The organism is Arthrobacter sp. RAF14 (genome assembly GCF_052114185.1).
In the GTDB taxonomy this organism is placed as follows: domain Bacteria; phylum Actinomycetota; class Actinomycetes; order Actinomycetales; family Micrococcaceae; genus Arthrobacter_E.
In genome coordinates this window covers 133,625-150,306 of the sequence record NZ_JBFREG010000003.1, presented here as the reverse complement: position 1 = coordinate 150,306, position 16,682 = coordinate 133,625, and the positions used below count along the sequence as shown (strand labels likewise).

The window sequence follows — 16,682 nt, the reverse complement described above, 5'->3', positions numbered from 1 at the left end:
GGGGCGCCATCATGCACCCGACGCCGGGTATGGAGAACCAGGACCACCGGTCCTGGCGCGAGCTGGTGGAGACCTGGCGCGCCGCCAGCCTCGGCGCCGGCTGGCGACATACCGGCGACTGGGACCTGGCTCCAGTGGAGTCCATCGCCCAGCAGCTCCTCACGGACGCACGTCTGTCCTCCGAATCCAGTGCGAGTCTCGGCGCCGCCCGTGCCTGGGCCGGCGCGGGGGCCCGGGAGGTCCTCCTGGATCTCAAGGCGCTCTACGCCACCCTCGGCCAGGAGATGGATCTCGACGCCACAGCCTGCGCGATCGACGCCTGGGCCGAGACCAGCCACGACACCGCCGAGCTCGGCTGCCTCGATGTGGCCACCGGGCTCTACACCCCGTCCCACTTCCGCCATACGGTCCGCGAGATGCTCTCGGCGGGTTCCGGGCCGGTCCTGGTGACCTCGTTCGCCTTGAGGCACAACTGCGCGGCCACCCCGCTGAGCTGGACTCTGCTCGCGGAGCTGGGCGACGCCGTCAGCCGCACGCTCGGACAGGGCGTGTGCGCGGCGCACATCTCCGGCACGGTGGCCGTGGCCTGCCGCGATGACGAGGATTCGCTCCGCCGTCTCCAGGAGTGCCGGACCGCGTTGGAAACCCTGCGCGACGGCGCCCTGCTGCCCGTGGACGTCACGCAGGAGGAAGCGTCCGTGAGCAGCCTGGCCGGGGCTCCCGGAATCTCTTTGAGAAAAATCCCCGGCATCACGTCACGATTCGAGAGCTGACCGCACTCACTGTTCGGGAGGTCCCGAGGCACGCCCCCCATGGTCTCGGGGCCAGGCGCCGTGGTCACACCACGGCGCCATCCTCTTTTAAGCCCCCTCGGCGGAGCCCCTCTGCAGGCCGGGCCTCCGCGGAAGCCCGGGAATGACCTGCCCCGGCGCATGGTTAGGTGGAGTGAATTCCCGACCAGGAGGAACCATGAACCCCTCAGCCACGCAGTCGACCACCGGTACCGCCACCGATCCGCAGGAAGCACGCTGGCAGCGCTTCCGCGACAACCGGAACGCCGCCCTGGCGACCCCGCACGGCTGGCTCACCCTCACGTCGCTGCACTGGCTTCCGGACACACCTTCCTCTCTGGATGGTGTTCCCGGGCAATGGTGGACCGACGGGACCACCGCATGGCTGCGCGCCGCCGAGGAGGACGGGCTCCGGACTCTCAACGACGACGGCGCGGATAGCTCCGCGGGGCCCGACGGCGGACGCCGGGCCGGCTCCGTCGTCGGCACGGTGAGCGCGCGCCTGGCGGATGAGGAGTCCCTGGACTGGGTGGGCTTCGGCGGCCCGGACGGCACCCGGGTGGTCGTGGAACTGGCGGTCCGGGGCGGGCGGTACGCGATCCGCACGCGGGACGACGCCTCACCGGTCTACACCGGTTTCCAGGGCGTCCCCGTGTTCGACTACCGGCCGGAGCTGGTGGTGACCGCGCGGTTCGAACCGTATCCTGAACCGCGCGCCGTGCCGATCGCCACCGCGAATCCACTGGTGGAGAGCGTGCATCACTCGGTCGGCGAGGTGGTGTTCACCCTGCCCGGTTCGGACACCGAGTACCGTCTCCAGGCCGAGGAGGAGAAACTCGGCGCCCTCACGATCACCTTCCACGACGCGAGCAACGGGGACACCACGGACGAGTGGCGGAAGGTCTCCACGGCCCGGCCCCGGCCGGACGGCACCGTGGTGGTGGACTTCAACCGCGCCATCAACTACCCCAGCGCCTTCACCGACTTCGGGACGTGCCCGGCCCCGGTGCCCGGCAACTCCCTCCCGGTGCGCCTCGAGGCCGGGGAGCGGAAGGCTCGCTGACGCCGTCGGGCGCGCAGCCCGCGCCGCGCAGCCCGTGCTCAGTGAATCGCGGACACCCCGGTGATCTCCCGGCCCACGATCAGGGTGTTGACCTCGTAGCTGCCCTCATAGGTGTAGATGGCCTCCGCGTCCGCGAAGACTTTGGCGGCGCCATAGCCGGTGACGATGCCGTTGCCGCCCAGCACGGCCCGCGCATGGGCCACGGATTCCCGCATGGCCGAGGTCACGTGGGCCTTCGCGAGCGCGACCTGCGGCATCCCGGCGAGCCCCTGAGCGTCCAGCTGCGCGATGCGCGTCATCATCGTGGCCCCGGAGACGGCGTTGCCGAGGATCTTGACCAGACGGTCCTGCACCAGCTGGAATGAGGCGATCGGCTTGCCGAACTGTTCCCGTCGGACGGCGTAGGACCGGGCGACGTCGAACGCGGCCAGCTGCTGGCCCACGGCCTGCCAGGCCACCAGGACGCGTGAGCCGCGGAGGAGTTCGTTGGTGTCGGCGAAGCTGGAGATCCCGGCGAAGCGATCTGCCTCGCTCACCCGGACGTCCCGCAGCTCGATGTCCGCGTTCTGCACCGTCCGCAGGGCGGTCTTGCCCTCGATCCGGGACCGGGTGAGGCCCGGAAGCCCGCCGGCCACGATGAATCCGCGGACCGCCCCCTCCGAGCCGGGCGTCTGGTCCCTGGCCCACAGCAGCATGTGATCGCAGAAGGTGCCGTTCCCGATCCAGCGCTTCGACCCGTTCAGGACCCATTCGTCCCCGTGCCGGACCGCCGTCGTGGACAGCCCACGGGCGATGTCCGAGCCGTGCTCCGGCTCAGTGAGCGCGAAGGCGCCCGTCGTGCGGAGGGAGGCCGCGTCGTCGAGCAGGCGGTCCTTCTGATCCTGCGAGCCGAAGCGGTACAGGGATTCGACGAAGAGGTCGTGGTGGACCATGAAGAAGGTGCCGAGCGAGACGTCCGCGCGGCTCAGCTCCGCGATCAGGAGTCCCATGAAGAGGTGGCTGTATCCGCGGCGGGTGGGGGTGTTGATCTCCAAGGCCGCGAGTTTGGGCAGGAGGGCGAACGGGAACTCGGCGGCGTCCCACCACGCGGCGGCATACGGCTTCACCTCGGCGTCCAGGAAGTCGCGCACCTCGGCGAGTTTGGCCCGCTCCTTACCGTTCAGAAGGTCTTCAACGCCGTAGAAATCGGCGGTGGGCAGTTCCGGGGTCATGGGACAGCCTTCCCGACGCCCCGTGGTCAACCGGGCGCCTGTGCCGGTGCCGGAGGCCCTGATCCGGGTCCGGCATGCTGGTGATCAACCGCATCGACGTCCGGCCGGGTCAGGCCTCCGCGTTAATGCGTGTTAACTAAATCACATTCCGCCACGGGCATGGAACGCCTTGACCGGACCCGCCCCTCCGGCCAGCCGCTAGGCTCGGGGCATGGACGCACAGCAACGGGCGGCGGAGGCGGCCCGATCGGTCATCGCCCGCCACGGACGCCGACTGGCAGGCCTCCCGGGAACCCACCTCGGACGCATCAAAGCGCCCAGCCGCGCGTTCAGCGAGCTCGGCGCCTGGCACTACTGGTGGCAGGCCCATTACGTGGACGCCCTGGTGGACGCCGCCCTGCGGGAGCGCGAACCGGACGGCCCGGAAGCGGCCCTGGCGCGGCGCGTCATCCGGTCCATCCGGCTGCACAACCTCTTCCGCTACGTGAACTCCTTCACCGACGACATGGCCTGGCTGGCCCTGGCGGCGCAACGGCTTCAGGCCCTCGACCCCGGAGCCCGGCATTCCCGCGGCCTCGATTCGCTCCAGCGCACCCTGAACCGCCAGCTGGTGCTGGCCAGCACGGAGGAACTGGGCGGCGGCAGTTTCTGGAGCAAGGCCCGGGACTTCAAGAACACGCCCGCCACCGCGCCCGTCTCGCTCTACTTCGCGCGCAGCGGGGACACGGCGCGCGCCCGGGCCCTGGTGGACTGGCTGCGCGAACGCCTCCTGGACCAGGACACCGGGCTGTTCCTCGACGGAATCCACCTCCAGCCGGACGGCAGCACCACCGTGGCCCGCGAGGTCTACTCCTACAACCAGGGCCCGGTCCTGGGTTCCTACCTGGCGCTCGGCACTCCGGACGATCTGCGGCACGCGGAGGACCTGATCCAGGCCGTGGCGGAGCGGCTGACGCACCCCGACGGGGCACTGCAGACCCACGGCCCCGGCGACGGCGCCCTCTTCACCGGCATCCTGGCACGCTACCTCGCGCTGGCCGCCCGTGATGACCGGCTCACGACGACGGCGCGCGGCACCGCGTCCGCGCTCGTCACCCGGACGGCGGACGCGTTCTGGGCCGGCCGCGGGGAATCGTCCCAAGGCTGGGTCTTCCCGCGGGAGACGGCGGACGGCGCCTCCCGGCCGGACGGCACCGTGGAGTTCGCCGCCCAGCTCCAGGCCTGGATGACGCTGGAGGCCGCGGCGAGCCTCACGCCCGCAGCGTAGGGCTGTCCTCGCGCACTTCCGCAGGCCGGTTCCGGCTGAGCAGCAGATCACCGGCCATGACCGCGGCGACGAACACGAGAGCGAGGCCGGCCGAGGCCAGCACGTCCGTGAGCCAGTGGTACCCGAGATACAGGCGGGTGAAGGCCACCAGCGCCGTGAACGCCACTGCGAGCGCCGCCCCGAGCCCGAAGGCGCCTTTCCGCGAGGAATGGGCGGCCAGCAGGTAGGCGAGGGACCCGGCGAACACCGCCGTCCCCAGGGTGTGCCCGGAGGGGAATGAGTAGGACTGGTCGACGCTCAGCATCATCTGGACCGGGTCGGGGCGCGCGCGGCTCAGTTCGTGCTTGATGAGCGTGGAGGCCAGCACCGCGAGCGTCATGGCGCCCATCAGCAGGACGGGGCGGCGCCATTCCCGGGACAGGAGCATCCAGCCGAACCCCACGACCGCCGTGATGACGGTCATCCAGCTGGGTCCGGTCAGGGTGGTGATGAACGCCAGGATCGCGGTGACCACGGGCGTCCTGAGAGAGATGGCCCAGTCGTGCACCGGCTGATCCGCGGCACCCACTCCGAAGTGATCCAGATAGCTGAACATCATCAGCACGAACCACCCGGCGCCCACCACCACGAACGCCGCCGCGACCCACCGGACCCGGGCGGGGCGGGCCGTGAGAGGCGGGCTGGGGCGCAGGCGGGGTGTGGTCATCCGGCCAATCTAACGGGCGCACCTTGGCGAATCCCCGGAACGCGGGTCCTGCTTCCCGGCCTCTCAGCCCTCGGTGATTCAGCGGAGGCGCGGCGGCACGTTGCCGGCGGCGCGGGCCAGTTCCCCGGCACGACGCGTCTGCGCCGGGGTCTCCCCGATCACCTTGCGGTAGCTGCGGCTGAAATGCGCCTGGTCGGAGAAGCCGAGCCGGTACGCCAGGTCCGGCAGGGACGCCTCGGAGTCCGCGTAGAGCACCGTGGCGGCCTCCTGGAGCCTGCGGCAGTCGATCAGCCACTTCGGCGTCACCCCCACGTGCTCCTTGACGAGCCGGTCCAGCGAGCGCAGCGGCAGCCCCGCGGACCGTGCGAGTTCGTCGACCCGGAGGATGTCCGGGTCCTCCTCCGCCAGGCGGCACACCTCGTTGCAGAGCCGGATCCGTTCGTCCACCCGTTCCACGAACGGCGCCAGCCACCCCGAGAGGGCCGCGTGCAGCGCGGCCGGCGCTGCGGCGTCGTCGCGCCGGGCGTCCTGGACGGCCTCCACCGGCGCGCCCGGCAGCGGCACCACCCGCCCCACGAGTGCAGCCGGCGGCTCGGAGCTGAGAAGCCGCGTGGCCGCGGGCCTCAGCAGCAGTCCCAGCACCCAGGATTCGCCCGCCAGCTCCTGGGTGGCGACCGCCGTGCCGAGCCCCGAGAGCACCGCGCCCTCCGGACCGATGACCGCGTTCGACGCCGGGTAGCTCAGCACGCGCTGCCGCTGCACGGCGCCGTCGGGAAGGGACCACCGGACGCGCCAGAGGTGCCGCACCACGTCCCCGGTGCCGGGTGGCGGCGGGAAGCGGTCCAGTCTGACTCCTGGAGCCCCCGGGTTGAGATGTCCTTTGGAAGAGATCACGGTTCCATTCTGCCCGTGGCGGGGATCACAGACCCTTGCCGGAATTATTGCAGAATGTGTAAAGTTGCAGAGTCTGCAAACTTGTCGCCGAATCCGGCACTCCCCCCAGAATCCTTCACTGAAAGTCCTGGTCTCTTTCATGTCCACAAGCACTGCTCACGCAGCATCTGCCGAGGCCCAGCAACCCGGCTCAGGCAACCCCGTCATGACGCATCGCCAGATCCTTCTGGTCATCTACGCGCTCATGGCCGGAATGTTCCTCTCCTCCCTGGACCAGACGATCGTCGGCACGGCCATCCGCACCATCGGCGATGACCTCCACGGACTGGACCAGCAGGCGTGGGTCACCACGGCCTACCTGATCACCTCCACCATCTCGACGCCGATCTACGGCAAGCTCTCGGACATCTTCGGCCGCCGCCCCCTCTACCTCTTCGGCCTGGGCGTCTTCCTGGTCGGCTCGCTGCTCTCGTCCTTCTCGGACTCCATGCTCATGCTGGCCGCATTCCGTGGCTTCCAGGGCATCGGCGCCGGCGCCCTCATGTCGATCCCCCTGGCGATCATGGGCGACATCCTGGCACCCCGCGAACGCGCCAAGTACCAGGGCTACTTCCTGGCCGTCTTCGCCGTGTCCTCCGTGGTCGGGCCCCTGATCGGCGGGGTGTTCGCCGATGCCAGCCAGATCCTGTGGATCGCCGGCTGGCGCTGGGTCTTCCTGATCAACGTGCCGATCGGCCTGGCGGCACTCGCCATGGTGCTGGCGTTCCTGCACCTGCCCAAGTTCCACGAGCACGGCAAGGTCCGGATCGACTGGTGGGGCGCCACCGCCGTGGTCGTCACCCTGGTCCCGCTCCTCCTGGTGGCCGAACAGGGCCGGGAATGGGGCTGGGGCTCCGCGGGGGCCATCGCCTGCTACGTGATCGGCGCCGTCGGCCTCGCCGCCTTCATCATCATCGAGTCGATCATGAAGTCGGACGCCATCATCCCGCTGCGGCTGTTCCGCTCCGGGACGTTCTCCATGGCCACCGTGCTGGGCTTCCTGGTGGGCTTCGCGATGTTCGGCGCCATGCTGACCCTCCCCCTGTACCTCCAGCTCGTCACGGGCCTGACGCCCACCGAGTCCGGGTTCGCGACGCTGCCCATGGTGGCCGGTCTGATGATCGCCTCGATCATCTCCGGCCAGCTGATCTCGAAGACCGGCAAGTACCGGATCTTCCCGATCACGGGCACCTTCGCCACCGCCTGCGGCTACCTGGTCCTGACGTTCATGACCATCGACAAGCCGCTCTGGTTCCTCATGATCGGCATGTTCCTGATCGGCCTCGGCCTCGGCCAGCTCATGCAGACCCTGACCCTGGCCTCGCAGAACTCCGTGGAACCCCGGGACATGGGTGTAGCCACCAGCTCCTCCACGTTCTTCCGCCAGATCGGCGGCACCTTGGGCACGGCGGTGCTGCTGTCCGTGCTGTTCGCGGTGATGCCCAACAACATCACCACGGCCATGCAGAACGAGAACGATCTGAAGTCCTCCCTGGACGCCGCCCTCACCCCGTCCGTGGCCACCGCCCCGTCGAACCAGGGCGTCATGAACCAGCTGTGGAACCCGATCGTGAACCCGGTCAAGGAGGAGCTCCAGAAGGGCCTCGACCAGGGCACCGCTGCGGCGAAGAAGGCCGCCGACGACGCCGTGACCCGTCAGGTGACCGCAGCCGTCCAGGCGAAGGTCACCGCAGGCCAGCTCCCGGCGGAGGCGGCCCAGGGCATCATCGATCAGCAGGTCGCCGCCGCGAAGCCGGCTGCCGAGCAGAAGGCCCTGGAAGCCGCGGCACAGCAGGCGAACGCCGCCGTCGTCAAGGGCAAACTCGCCATCGACTTCAGCGACGCCGGCCAGCGTCAGGCCGTGGTGGACAAGCTCGCGCCCACCATGATCGATAAGCTGAAGGAACAGAAGTCGGAGAGCGGCGGCAGCACGTCCACCTCGGACACCTCGTACCTCAAGGGTGCCGATCCGCGCCTGACCCGTCAGTTCATGACCGGGTTCAACACCTCCGCGGTCAGCATCTACTGGGTGGGCCTGGGAGTGATCCTCCTGGCGTTCGTCCTCAGCTGGTTCTTCAAGGTGCCGCCACTGCGCCAGCGTTCGGCTCTGCAGGAACAGGCCGATAAGAACACGGCCGCCCAGCTCGCCGAGAGCTGAGCGGCACCAGGACTGAACCACCGTCCGGCTCCGGGATCCCCCGGAGCCGGGCGGTGGCCAGACCGGAGGAAGCATCCATGACATCCCCAACAGATTCCGTCCCCGGCTCCCTGCGGGAACGCAAGAAACAGCAGACCCGCCAGGCGATCCATGACGCCGCGCGAGCCCTGGTGCTCGAGGAGGGGCTGGCGCAGGTCACCATCGCGGACATCTGCGCCCGGGCGGGGATCTCGGAACGGACCTTCTTCAACTACTTCCCCTCCAAGGCTGCCGCCTCCCTCGGCCTGCCCAGCAAGCCGCTCTCCGAGGCGCGCACGCGTCTCTTCCTGGACAGCGACGGGCCGATCATCGACGACCTCTGCCATCTGATCGGCAGCCTCTCGAGCGGCCCGGACAGCGTCCCGCGCCTGAAGAAGCTCGTGGACAACGAACCCGAGCTCATGGCCGCCGTACACCACTGGATGTCCGGGCTGCGGGCCGAGATCATCGGGCTCGCCGAGCAGAAGACCACACCGCTGCGGGCCCGCGCCGCCACGTCGCTGGTCTTCGCGGCGCTCTTCCTGCATTCGGACAGCAGCCACGCCGGGATCGAGGACCGGCCCACCGCCGAGGACCTCAAGGCCATGATCACGGTCCTGGCCGAGGTGGCGCAGGGCCGCTGAGACGCTGAGCCGCGGCGGGGCATGAGACGCGGCGGGGCACCCGGGCTCTCGCGGCCGTGCGTACCGCCCCGCCCGGCACCCGGCCGCCCGGCAAGTCCCCTCACCCGACAGGCACGCCCCCGTGGCCGATTTCTTCAAGACGCAGCCTGGGCCGCCGGGCGAGAGTGGTGTCATGAGTGAATCACCAGCACAGGATCAGCCCACCGCACCCGCCACCGGCGCGTTCACCACCGACGGTCTCCCCCACGGCCGCACCTCCATCACTCCGCACGTCGTGGTATCGCCGGCCACCGCGGCCCTGGACTTCTACCGCGACGTGTTCGGCGCCGTCGTCGTCTCCGAGACCCGCATGGGCGACATGATCGGCGAAGCGGAGCTGCGCTTCAGCTCCGGAAGCATCACGATCGGAGACCCGCTGCCCGAGTACGGGCTCGTGGCGCCGCAGCCGGGCGGCGTCAGCATGTCCCTGGCGCTGTACGTCACCGAGGTGGATGCCGTGACGGCGAAGGCCGAGGCCGCCGGCGCGACCATCCGTGAGGCTCCCGCGAACTTCGTCTCGGGCGACCGGTACGCGTCCATCGTCGATCCGTTCGGTGTCCGCTGGGCCGTGATGACGCGGGTCGAGGACCTTTCGCCCGAGGAGAGCAAGCGGCGCGTGGACGAGTGGGCCGCGAGCTTCTCCGGCTGAGCCCCGCCCGCCGGTCATAATGGGTTCATGAGCGTACGCACCCCGGACCCCTACCCCGGCTGGCTGTCCGATGAGGACCTTTACGAGGCCAGGAACCGCCTCCCCATGGTGTATGTGGAGGCGGTTCCCGTGCGGCTGGATCCGCTGGGCCTCGTGATTGAGGTGGGCTCCCTGCTCCAGGGTGACGCCGAAGGCAATATGGTGCGTTCGCTGGTGTCCGGGCGTGTCCTGTACCGCGAGACCATCCGCGCCGCGCTCCTGCGTCACCTGGAGAAGGATCTGGGCGCGCTGGCGCTGCCGCAGCTCCCGCCCAGCCCGGTCCCGTTCACGGTGGCGGAGTACTTCCCGGCGCCCTCCCAGACCGGCTTCACCGACGACCGGCAGCATGCCGTCTCCCTCGTCTACCTGGTGCCCGTCACCGGTGAGTGCAGCCCGCGCCAGGACGCCCTGGAACTGACCTGGATGTCGCCGGATGAAGTGCTCAGCCCCACGGTGCAGCAGGAGTTCGACGGCGGCCGTGGACAGCTGGTGCGGCAGGCCCTGGCGTTCTCCGGCATCGCCGCCTTCTAGACCGCCCGGACTCCCGGCGGGACCGGCTTCCCGCTGAATTGTCAGGCGCGGTTTGTAGACTGTCGGGCGAACTGCACCGGACACCGGGAGGTAACCCACCGATGGAACATCACGAAGCGCTGCGGGTCGAGCTCGCGGCCGGCCTGATCACCAAGGGGGTCCGCGTGGTGCTGCCCGACGGCACCCTGAGCGCCCTGGTGGAAGCCGTGGTCACCGAGGATGACGACCTGGGCAACCCCCTCCTGAACCGCCTGATGCTCGACGACGGCGCCGCCCTCCGCGTGGCGCTCACCGCCACGGTGCGCGTGGTCGCCGGCGCTGGGGCCGGGATCATCGCCGGCGGCGCGTCGGACGGCCAGGAGGACGCCGGCGCACCCTCGGCCGGCAGTCCGGTGGAGCCCCACACGGAGAATCGCGCCGAGAACCCCGCCGGAAGCCCCGCGGACCGTCTGGCCGCCGCACCGCTGGGAGGCGCCACGGACGGGTCGCCCGACGGCACCGGTCCCGGGTCCCCGGCCCCCACGCCGTTCCCGTCGCCCACCGCTCCCGCACCCCGGCCCGAGGACCCCGCCGTCGTCGCGGCGCGGGAGCGGATCCCCGCGCTGCCGGACACCCCGGAGCAGCTCATCCGGGACGTCGCGGAACGCTACCCCGGCCGAGGATCGCTGCAGAACCTGGCGGACCGGCTGGTCAAGGGCATCAACGTCAAATCCGGCAGCTGCCTGGCCGATCTGCGGGCCTTCGCCCAGGACCTGTTCCTGGAGTACCAGGATCCCCAGGCCTCGCTGGAGGTGGCGGATCTGCTCAATGTCCTGCCGTTCGACGCGAACCCGGCCCGCTGGTCACACACGGAGGCTAGCCTGGCCCTGTCCAGCTTCGTGGCGGAGCAACTGGGCGAACCGCAGCGGGCCGCCGCGTACCGGGTGCTGCTGCGTGCGCCGGAAGACCAGGAGCTGGACCCGTTCCGGTCCCGTCTGGAGGCGAAGATCCGGCAGCGGCGGCTCAACGAACCGAATCTGTATGACACGGAGATCTTCCGGGCCATGGACAGCGGGAACCACGAGGCGGAGCGCGAATGGCGCGTCCTCCGCGTGGAGTCGCTGCTCCATCTGCTGGCGCACGGCGGCTCCCAGACGCTGTCCCGGGACGAAGTGGAGCGGCGCGTCCGCCAGGAACTGGAGCTCATCCGGGCCTGAGCAGCGACGCCACTGCGTGGACCTGCCGGCCGGCAACCTTTGGCAGAATGGCAGGGTGTCTTCCACCGCTGAATCCCTGACCGTCCCTGCCGTTCCCGAGCACGAGCCTGCCCGGCAGGAGGAGTTCGGTTTCACGGTCGGCACCCGTCTGGCCGAACAGGAGGGCGAGGCCTTCCACGGCCGCACCGGAACCATCCGGACGCCCCACGGCGAGATCCAGACCCCGGCGTTCATCGCCGTCGGCACCAAGGCCACGGTCAAGGCGGTGCTGCCCGAATCCATGAGGGAGCTCGGCGCCCAGGCCCTGCTGTCCAACGCCTACCACCTGTACTTGCAGCCCGGGCCGGAGATCCTGGACGCGGCGGGCGGGCTGGGGAAATTCATGAACTGGCAGGGCCCCACGTTCACCGACTCTGGCGGGTTCCAGGTCATGAGCCTGGGCTCCGGTTTCAAGAAGGTCATCAACATGGACGTGGTGGACCACTCCGGCCCGGACGACGCGGTCGCCCCCGGCAAGGAGCGACTGGCCCATGTGGATGAGGAGGGCGTCTGGTTCAAGAGCCACCTCAACGGGGACAAGCACCGCTTCACCCCGGAGATCTCCATGCAGGTGCAGCATCAGATCGGGGCGGACATCATGTTCGCCTTCGACGAGCTGACCACCCTCCAGAACTCCCGCGCCTACCAGGAGGAATCCCTGGAACGCACCCGCCGCTGGGCGGAACGCTGCGTGACGGAGCACTTCCGCCTCACCGAGGAGCGGGTCGGCAAGCCGTACCAGGCGCTCTTCGGCGTCATCCAGGGCGCCCACTACGAGGATCTGCGCCGCAAGGCCTGCCGGGATCTCGGCGCCATGAACTTCGACGGTTTCGGCCTGGGCGGGGCACTCGAGAAGGAGAATCTGGGGACGATCGTCGGCTGGTGCGCCGAGGAGCTGCCGGAGGACAAGCCGCGGCACCTGCTCGGCATCTCCGAGCCGGACGACATCTTCACGGCCATCGAGAACGGCGCCGACACCTTCGACTGCGTCTCCCCCACCCGCGTGGCCCGGAACTCCGCGTTCTACACGCCGGACGGGCGCTTCAACCTGTCCGGGCGCAAGTACAAGGCGGACTTCGGGCCCCTTTACGACGGGTGTGACTGCTACGCCTGCGCCAACTACACGCGGGCGTACATCCACCACCTCTTCAAGGCGAAGGAGATGGTGGCGGCCACGCTCGTCTCGATCCATAACGAGCGCTTCGTGGTGAAGCTCGTGGACGACGCCCGCCTGGCCATGGAATCCGGCGACTTCGCGGCCTACAAGGCGGAGACCCTGGGCCGGTACTACTCGGCCTGAGCCCCTCTCCTCCCCGCAATCCGCCCAACTCGCCCAACCCGCGAGAAGCCAGTTGGGCACAGTCCACGGCTCCGTGACTGTGCCCAACTGGCTTCTCGCGCATGTGCACGGGGACGACGACGGCGCACGGCTGCCCGGCCGCCGTTGGACCACCGTGGTGATCCGCTCGGCCGGGCGCCGCACGCCGTCGTCGTCGAACGCCGCGTGGGGGGTGCGCAGCGTCAGTCGAGGTCCTCCGGCCGGTCCTTCGGCAGGAAGAAGATGTAGACCACGAGCGAGAGTGCGATCGTGATGGTCACGTACGTGAAGAGCCATTCCTTGTGTCCCTGGGCGGACAGCCACTCACCGATCAGCGGCGTCGTCCCGCCGAAGAGCGAGTTCGCCACCGCGTAGCCCAGGCCGACGCCCAGCGCCCGCACCGAGGAGGGGAACAGCTCGGCCTTCATGATCGCGTTGACCGAGGTGTAGTTCACCACGATCAGCAGCGCCGCGACCATGAGAAGGAACGCCGGGACGGGGTCGTGCACCGTGGCCAGGGTGGACATGATCGGCCAGGTGAAAACCGTGCCCAGGACGCCGAAGACGATCAGCAGGGTCCGGCGCCCGATCCGGTCCGAGAGCCAGCCGAACAGTGGCTGGATGAGCATGAACAGCAACAGCGCCCAGAAGTTGATCACCGAGGTCTGTGCCTTCGGGATGTGGGAGACGTTGTTCATGTAGCTGAGGATGTACGTGGTGTAGAGGTAGAACGCGCACGTGCCGCCCATGGTGAAGAACACCACCACCAGGAACTGCTTCCAGTGCCTGGTGAAGAGCAGCTTGAGGGTGCCGGGCTGAGGCCCGTCGGCGGTGTGGATGGCCTCACGCTGTTCCACGGTGATGGTCTCATCCATGGTCCGCCGGAGCCACAGGACCAGCAGGGACGCCGCGGCGCCGATGAAGAACGGGATGCGCCAGCCCCAGTCGTGGATGGCCTGCTCCCCCAGCGTCTGCTGCAGGATCACGAGGGTCAGCAGGGCCAGAACCTGGCCGCCCACCAGGGTCACGTACTGGAAGCTTGAGAAGAAGCCGCGTTTGCCGCTGACCGCCGCTTCACTCATGTAGGTGGCGCTGGTGCCGTACTCGCCGCCCACGGAGAAGCCCTGGAGCAGCCGCGACGCGTACATGAGGACCGTGGCCCAGACGCCGATCTGCGCCACGGTCGGCAGCACGGCCACCAGGAGCGAGCCGAGGCCCATGAGGCTGACGGACAGGGTCAGCGCGGCACGGCGTCCGCGGCGGTCCGCGAAGCGCCCGAAGAACCACGAGCCCACCGGCCTCATCAGGAAGGTGAGGGCGAAGGTCAGGTAGGCGTCGATCTGCGCCTGGGCCGGGTCCTTGCCGTTGAAGAACGAGCTGGCGAAGTAGGAGGAGAACGCCGCGTAGACGTAGAGGTCGTACCACTCGATCAGGTTGCCGGCGGAACCCTTGAGGATGTTCGCGACGGCCCGGCCCATCGTGGGCTGTTTCACCGGTTCGGCAAGACGTGTTCCTGACATACCGTTGCACCTTTCCGCCGCAACGCGCCGGTGCGCCACAGCCGCGGGCCACGCTACCGCCGTGCTGCCCCGCTCACGGTGTATTGGTCATATTGGTCACGGCTGCGACCGGAGGGGGTTCGCGGCGGAGGCCGTTAGGCTTCACGCATGGGGAACACGGCGGGTCAGGGCAATGCGACGTACGACGGCGGCGCGGCGGCATCTGCCGGCAACGCAGCGCACGACGGGAACGCCGCACAGCCGCCGGTCATCCCGGGGCTGCATCCGGAGATTCAGGAGTTGCTGACGGCGCGGTATGGGTCGTCGGCCCCGCGCGATGACCGGCCGGAGGAACGCCACGGCCGGCCCGCAATGGTGCGGTACCCGCTCGAGGCTCTCATCCTCGGATTGATCGCGGCCTACGCGATGCTCGGGATCCTGTTCGAGACCGCTTTCGTCCTGGGCCCGGAATTTCCCGTGGAACCCGACAGCTCACACCATCAGGGACTGCCCGCAGGCCTGTGGAACCGACTCTTCGGAAGCGTGACCGCCGTGGGCTATCTCATGCTGTTCGCTCTGCTGCCGGTCATCCTGGTGGGAGGGCCGCTCTCAGCCGGCGTGGCGCGGGCGCTCCGCACCGTGAAAAACCAGGGGCTGCATGTCCTCGGGTTCGCTGTTGCGGGGTTCCTCACACCGATGCCCGCGGTGCTGCTCATGGGGCTGGGAGGAACTGGGGCAGGTTTCACCTCCTTGCTCCTGTTCGGAGGCGCGGGGGCGCTGTGCGCCGTCGTCGGGCGCCTGGCGATCTGGAAGCTCGTCGACGTGACGCTGCCCGCGGCTCCGGCCCCGTAGCCCGGTTGGCGACGCTGCCATTACGGATCATCGTGTCCGGGACGGTGACGAGCACCATGTCCGCGATCACCAACGGCCTTCAGTCTCACTGCTTCTCAAGACCCCTGTTGCAGCGCGTTGATGCCCAGAAGTTCAACGGGTCAGAAACGCCCCTCGCGAAGTTTCGACGCGGTCCACCTGATGACTCACGTTTCTGACGCAGCGGGAAGTCTCTGAGGACATCCACCGCTGCAAAGTCGATCAGTGTGCCGGCAACGAACGATTACCACTCGCGCGCCCATGATCATCCGGGCGAGTCGCAACTGGGTACACGATGACGCGCACCGATCAGGACGGCACTGAAACGATGCCCTTTCGGCCTTGGAGCCAGGCCTGGGCGTCCTGCAAAGACAGCCGACCAACTGATGTACGTAGGTACTCCCTGATAGCTCCCTTATCGGCTGGTATCTCCTCGCCATGGCGAAGCAACACATACAAAGCCGTTGTATCCAAAATCAGCCCGTTCTCTGACGCGAAGGGGGCAACTTCGTCTGAACGGAGAATTGTGCTTCGAGCTGCTGGGTCCTTACTGATTTCCCGGTTCAGCAGATACCACATTCCAGGGATGCGACCAGGCTTTTCCTCGTAAACATACTTGGTCACATATGACTGAAGAGCCGCGGTCTTTCCACCCTTGGCGTTCCCTTGGACGCCAGTTGCATCACCAAGAACCAACCACGTGGGATCGGACGGATCAGTGATTCGAAAATCTTCTCTGCGCTCATTTTCAGGCCACTCTAGGTCCATGTCCCGGACCCCGAACCCGAGATCTCTAAGTGCATCTCGAACGGAATCTTGTAGTGGATCCCCTTGGCCCACCAGAAGTTGCCTCGACCCTACCGAAGCCTGCTCGCGGGCATCTGATAACGCTGCTTCCAGTCCTTCCAGAGTCGATAGGAACTGCGCCTTGGCGTGTTCAAACGCGGCCACCTCAACTTCGATCTTTTTCGCGATCGTCCGTTCATGAGCCGAGAACCATTCGAGGCTCTCCCACCAATCGGGGTCGCCAGGGAACTTCTTTGGATCCTGGCGCCGCCAACTCTGCATTGCCGCGAAAAGCCAGGGACGCAGGCTGTCCACCTCAGTTGGAACAAACCACACCTCACCGCGGCCAGGTGCTTGAAGAGCGCCGGCCAGCACAAGATCTTGAGGCCCCCGCGCAAACTCATCCAGAATCACTCCCTTCGGAAGCGACTCTGGCACAAGCAAACCCACCTGGTGGGATCGGGCCTCAACAGCCGCCACAAGAGAGGCCCGCAGATCAGGGTCTAAGCCCGTATTCACACGGACCTCGTTACCTGGCACGTGACCTCGGAGTTCGAGATTTACCCAGTCGTCCCGCTGATCCGCCCCCTTTACTCTGTCCAACCTCCCTGGGTTTGCGTTCCATCCGCCGGGAAGCACACTAAAAATGTACAAATGTTCAGCGACCCTATTATGAATAAAATCGAAGTTGTTGAAAGTGGACACCATGTGGCGACGATTAGTGATGAGCGCGTCCCACTCCGAGGGATCGACCTGCTCTAAGGAAGAAACCACTTTCAGTGTGCAGGAAAACTCTACATCTTGCTGGACGCGCTCAGGAAAACCCTTCCCGTCATCAAGGATCAAGATCCTCGGATGCTCTTGCCGGTTGGCGATGACGTGGGTTGCAGGCATTGGCTTCCAATCTACGCAGGGGATCGTCGCG

Annotated in this window: 15 protein-coding genes; 10 read left to right on the top strand and 5 right to left on the bottom strand. The window is 68.1% G+C overall.

What is annotated here, in order from left to right; translation table 11 throughout:
- Window positions 1-11 precede the first annotated feature (11 nt).
- Both AB4Y75_RS11005 and AB4Y75_RS11000 read left to right on the top strand, forming a co-directional pair.
- Window positions 12-773, top strand: a complete 762-nt coding sequence (locus AB4Y75_RS11005) for a hypothetical protein (RefSeq protein WP_441435919.1) — start codon at window positions 12-14, stop codon at window positions 771-773.
- 196 nt (window positions 774-969) lie between these two features.
- A complete protein-coding gene (locus AB4Y75_RS11000; RefSeq protein ID WP_441435918.1) occupies window positions 970-1,854 on the top strand; it encodes a DUF1684 domain-containing protein in 885 nt (294 codons plus the stop codon).
- Between the two features lie 38 nt (window positions 1,855-1,892).
- Here AB4Y75_RS11000 and AB4Y75_RS10995 read toward each other — a convergent pair whose 3' ends face one another.
- A complete protein-coding gene (locus AB4Y75_RS10995; RefSeq protein WP_441435917.1) occupies window positions 1,893-3,065 on the bottom strand; it encodes an acyl-CoA dehydrogenase family protein in 1,173 nt (390 codons plus the stop codon).
- 211 nt (window positions 3,066-3,276) lie between these two features.
- Here AB4Y75_RS10995 and AB4Y75_RS10990 point away from each other — a divergent pair, with 211 nt between their 5' ends.
- Window positions 3,277-4,332, top strand: coding sequence for a glycoside hydrolase family 76 protein (locus tag AB4Y75_RS10990; RefSeq protein ID WP_441435916.1), 1,056 nt, complete (start codon window positions 3,277-3,279; stop codon window positions 4,330-4,332).
- On the opposite strand, the gene AB4Y75_RS10985 is transcribed toward AB4Y75_RS10990, so the two are convergent.
- Both AB4Y75_RS10985 and AB4Y75_RS10980 read right to left on the bottom strand, forming a co-directional pair.
- On the bottom strand, window positions 4,316-5,038 hold the full coding sequence (locus tag AB4Y75_RS10985; RefSeq protein ID WP_441435915.1) for a phosphatase PAP2 family protein: 723 nt from the start codon (window positions 5,036-5,038) through the stop codon (window positions 4,316-4,318). The two genes, AB4Y75_RS10990 and AB4Y75_RS10985, sit on opposite strands and share 17 nt — an antisense overlap.
- 78 nt (window positions 5,039-5,116) lie before the next feature.
- Window positions 5,117-5,932 carry a helix-turn-helix domain-containing protein gene (locus AB4Y75_RS10980; RefSeq protein ID WP_441435914.1) on the bottom strand — a complete coding sequence of 272 codons (816 nt, stop codon included), beginning with the start codon at window positions 5,930-5,932 and terminating at the stop codon, window positions 5,117-5,119.
- A gap of 205 nt (window positions 5,933-6,137) precedes the next feature.
- Between AB4Y75_RS10980 and AB4Y75_RS10975 the strand changes: the two genes are divergently transcribed.
- The 6 genes from AB4Y75_RS10975 to tgt all read left to right on the top strand — a co-directional run bounded on the left by AB4Y75_RS10975 (window position 6,138) and on the right by tgt (window position 12,584).
- Entirely contained in the window at window positions 6,138-8,129 is a 1,992-nt protein-coding gene (locus AB4Y75_RS10975) for an MDR family MFS transporter (protein WP_441435913.1), read from the top strand.
- A 77-nt stretch (window positions 8,130-8,206) separates the two neighbouring features.
- Window positions 8,207-8,791 (top strand): TetR/AcrR family transcriptional regulator, encoded by a 585-nt coding sequence (locus AB4Y75_RS10970; protein ID WP_441435912.1) that lies wholly within the window; start codon window positions 8,207-8,209, stop codon window positions 8,789-8,791.
- A gap of 172 nt (window positions 8,792-8,963) precedes the next feature.
- The gene (locus AB4Y75_RS10965) at window positions 8,964-9,479 is read left to right on the top strand and encodes a VOC family protein (RefSeq protein WP_441435911.1); all 516 of its coding nucleotides are present in this window, start codon (window positions 8,964-8,966) and stop codon (window positions 9,477-9,479) included.
- A gap of 27 nt (window positions 9,480-9,506) precedes the next feature.
- Window positions 9,507-10,049 carry an NUDIX hydrolase family protein gene (locus AB4Y75_RS10960; RefSeq protein ID WP_441435910.1) on the top strand — a complete coding sequence of 181 codons (543 nt, stop codon included), beginning with the start codon at window positions 9,507-9,509 and terminating at the stop codon, window positions 10,047-10,049.
- 101 nt (window positions 10,050-10,150) lie between these two features.
- Entirely contained in the window at window positions 10,151-11,245 is a 1,095-nt protein-coding gene (locus AB4Y75_RS10955) for a DUF6707 family protein (RefSeq protein ID WP_441435909.1), read from the top strand.
- A 76-nt stretch (window positions 11,246-11,321) separates the two neighbouring features.
- Window positions 11,322-12,584 (top strand): tRNA guanosine(34) transglycosylase Tgt, encoded by a 1,263-nt coding sequence (tgt, locus tag AB4Y75_RS10950; protein WP_441436031.1) that lies wholly within the window; start codon window positions 11,322-11,324, stop codon window positions 12,582-12,584.
- Window positions 12,585-12,805: 221 nt separating this feature from the next.
- On the opposite strand, the gene AB4Y75_RS10945 is transcribed toward tgt, so the two are convergent.
- A complete protein-coding gene (locus tag AB4Y75_RS10945; RefSeq protein ID WP_441435908.1) occupies window positions 12,806-14,122 on the bottom strand; it encodes an MFS transporter in 1,317 nt (438 codons plus the stop codon).
- Between the two features lie 147 nt (window positions 14,123-14,269).
- On the opposite strand from AB4Y75_RS10945, the gene AB4Y75_RS10940 reads away from it, so the two are divergent.
- Complete coding sequence (locus AB4Y75_RS10940; RefSeq protein ID WP_441435907.1) at window positions 14,270-14,953, top strand: hypothetical protein; 684 nt, start codon at window positions 14,270-14,272, stop codon at window positions 14,951-14,953.
- A gap of 327 nt (window positions 14,954-15,280) precedes the next feature.
- On the opposite strand, the gene AB4Y75_RS10935 is transcribed toward AB4Y75_RS10940, so the two are convergent.
- A complete protein-coding gene (locus AB4Y75_RS10935; RefSeq protein WP_441435906.1) occupies window positions 15,281-16,651 on the bottom strand; it encodes a hypothetical protein in 1,371 nt (456 codons plus the stop codon).
- Between the last annotated feature and the right edge of the window lie 31 nt (window positions 16,652-16,682).

Coding starts and splice junctions, on each gene's coding strand:
- AB4Y75_RS10970 (WP_441435912.1), top strand. CDS start 8,207: ATGACATCCCCAACAGATTCCGTCCCCGGCTCCCTGCGGGAACGCAAG.
- AB4Y75_RS10935 (WP_441435906.1), bottom strand. CDS start 16,651: ATGCCTGCAACCCACGTCATCGCCAACCGGCAAGAGCATCCGAGGATC.
- AB4Y75_RS10965 (WP_441435911.1), top strand. CDS start 8,964: ATGAGTGAATCACCAGCACAGGATCAGCCCACCGCACCCGCCACCGGC.
- AB4Y75_RS10975 (WP_441435913.1), top strand. CDS start 6,138: ATGACGCATCGCCAGATCCTTCTGGTCATCTACGCGCTCATGGCCGGA.
- AB4Y75_RS10985 (WP_441435915.1), bottom strand. CDS start 5,038: ATGACCACACCCCGCCTGCGCCCCAGCCCGCCTCTCACGGCCCGCCCC.
- AB4Y75_RS10960 (WP_441435910.1), top strand. CDS start 9,507: ATGAGCGTACGCACCCCGGACCCCTACCCCGGCTGGCTGTCCGATGAG.
- AB4Y75_RS10940 (WP_441435907.1), top strand. CDS start 14,270: ATGGGGAACACGGCGGGTCAGGGCAATGCGACGTACGACGGCGGCGCG.
- AB4Y75_RS10945 (WP_441435908.1), bottom strand. CDS start 14,122: ATGTCAGGAACACGTCTTGCCGAACCGGTGAAACAGCCCACGATGGGC.
- AB4Y75_RS10995 (WP_441435917.1), bottom strand. CDS start 3,065: ATGACCCCGGAACTGCCCACCGCCGATTTCTACGGCGTTGAAGACCTT.
- AB4Y75_RS10990 (WP_441435916.1), top strand. CDS start 3,277: ATGGACGCACAGCAACGGGCGGCGGAGGCGGCCCGATCGGTCATCGCC.
- AB4Y75_RS10955 (WP_441435909.1), top strand. CDS start 10,151: ATGGAACATCACGAAGCGCTGCGGGTCGAGCTCGCGGCCGGCCTGATC.
- AB4Y75_RS11005 (WP_441435919.1), top strand. CDS start 12: ATGCACCCGACGCCGGGTATGGAGAACCAGGACCACCGGTCCTGGCGC.
- AB4Y75_RS11000 (WP_441435918.1), top strand. CDS start 970: ATGAACCCCTCAGCCACGCAGTCGACCACCGGTACCGCCACCGATCCG.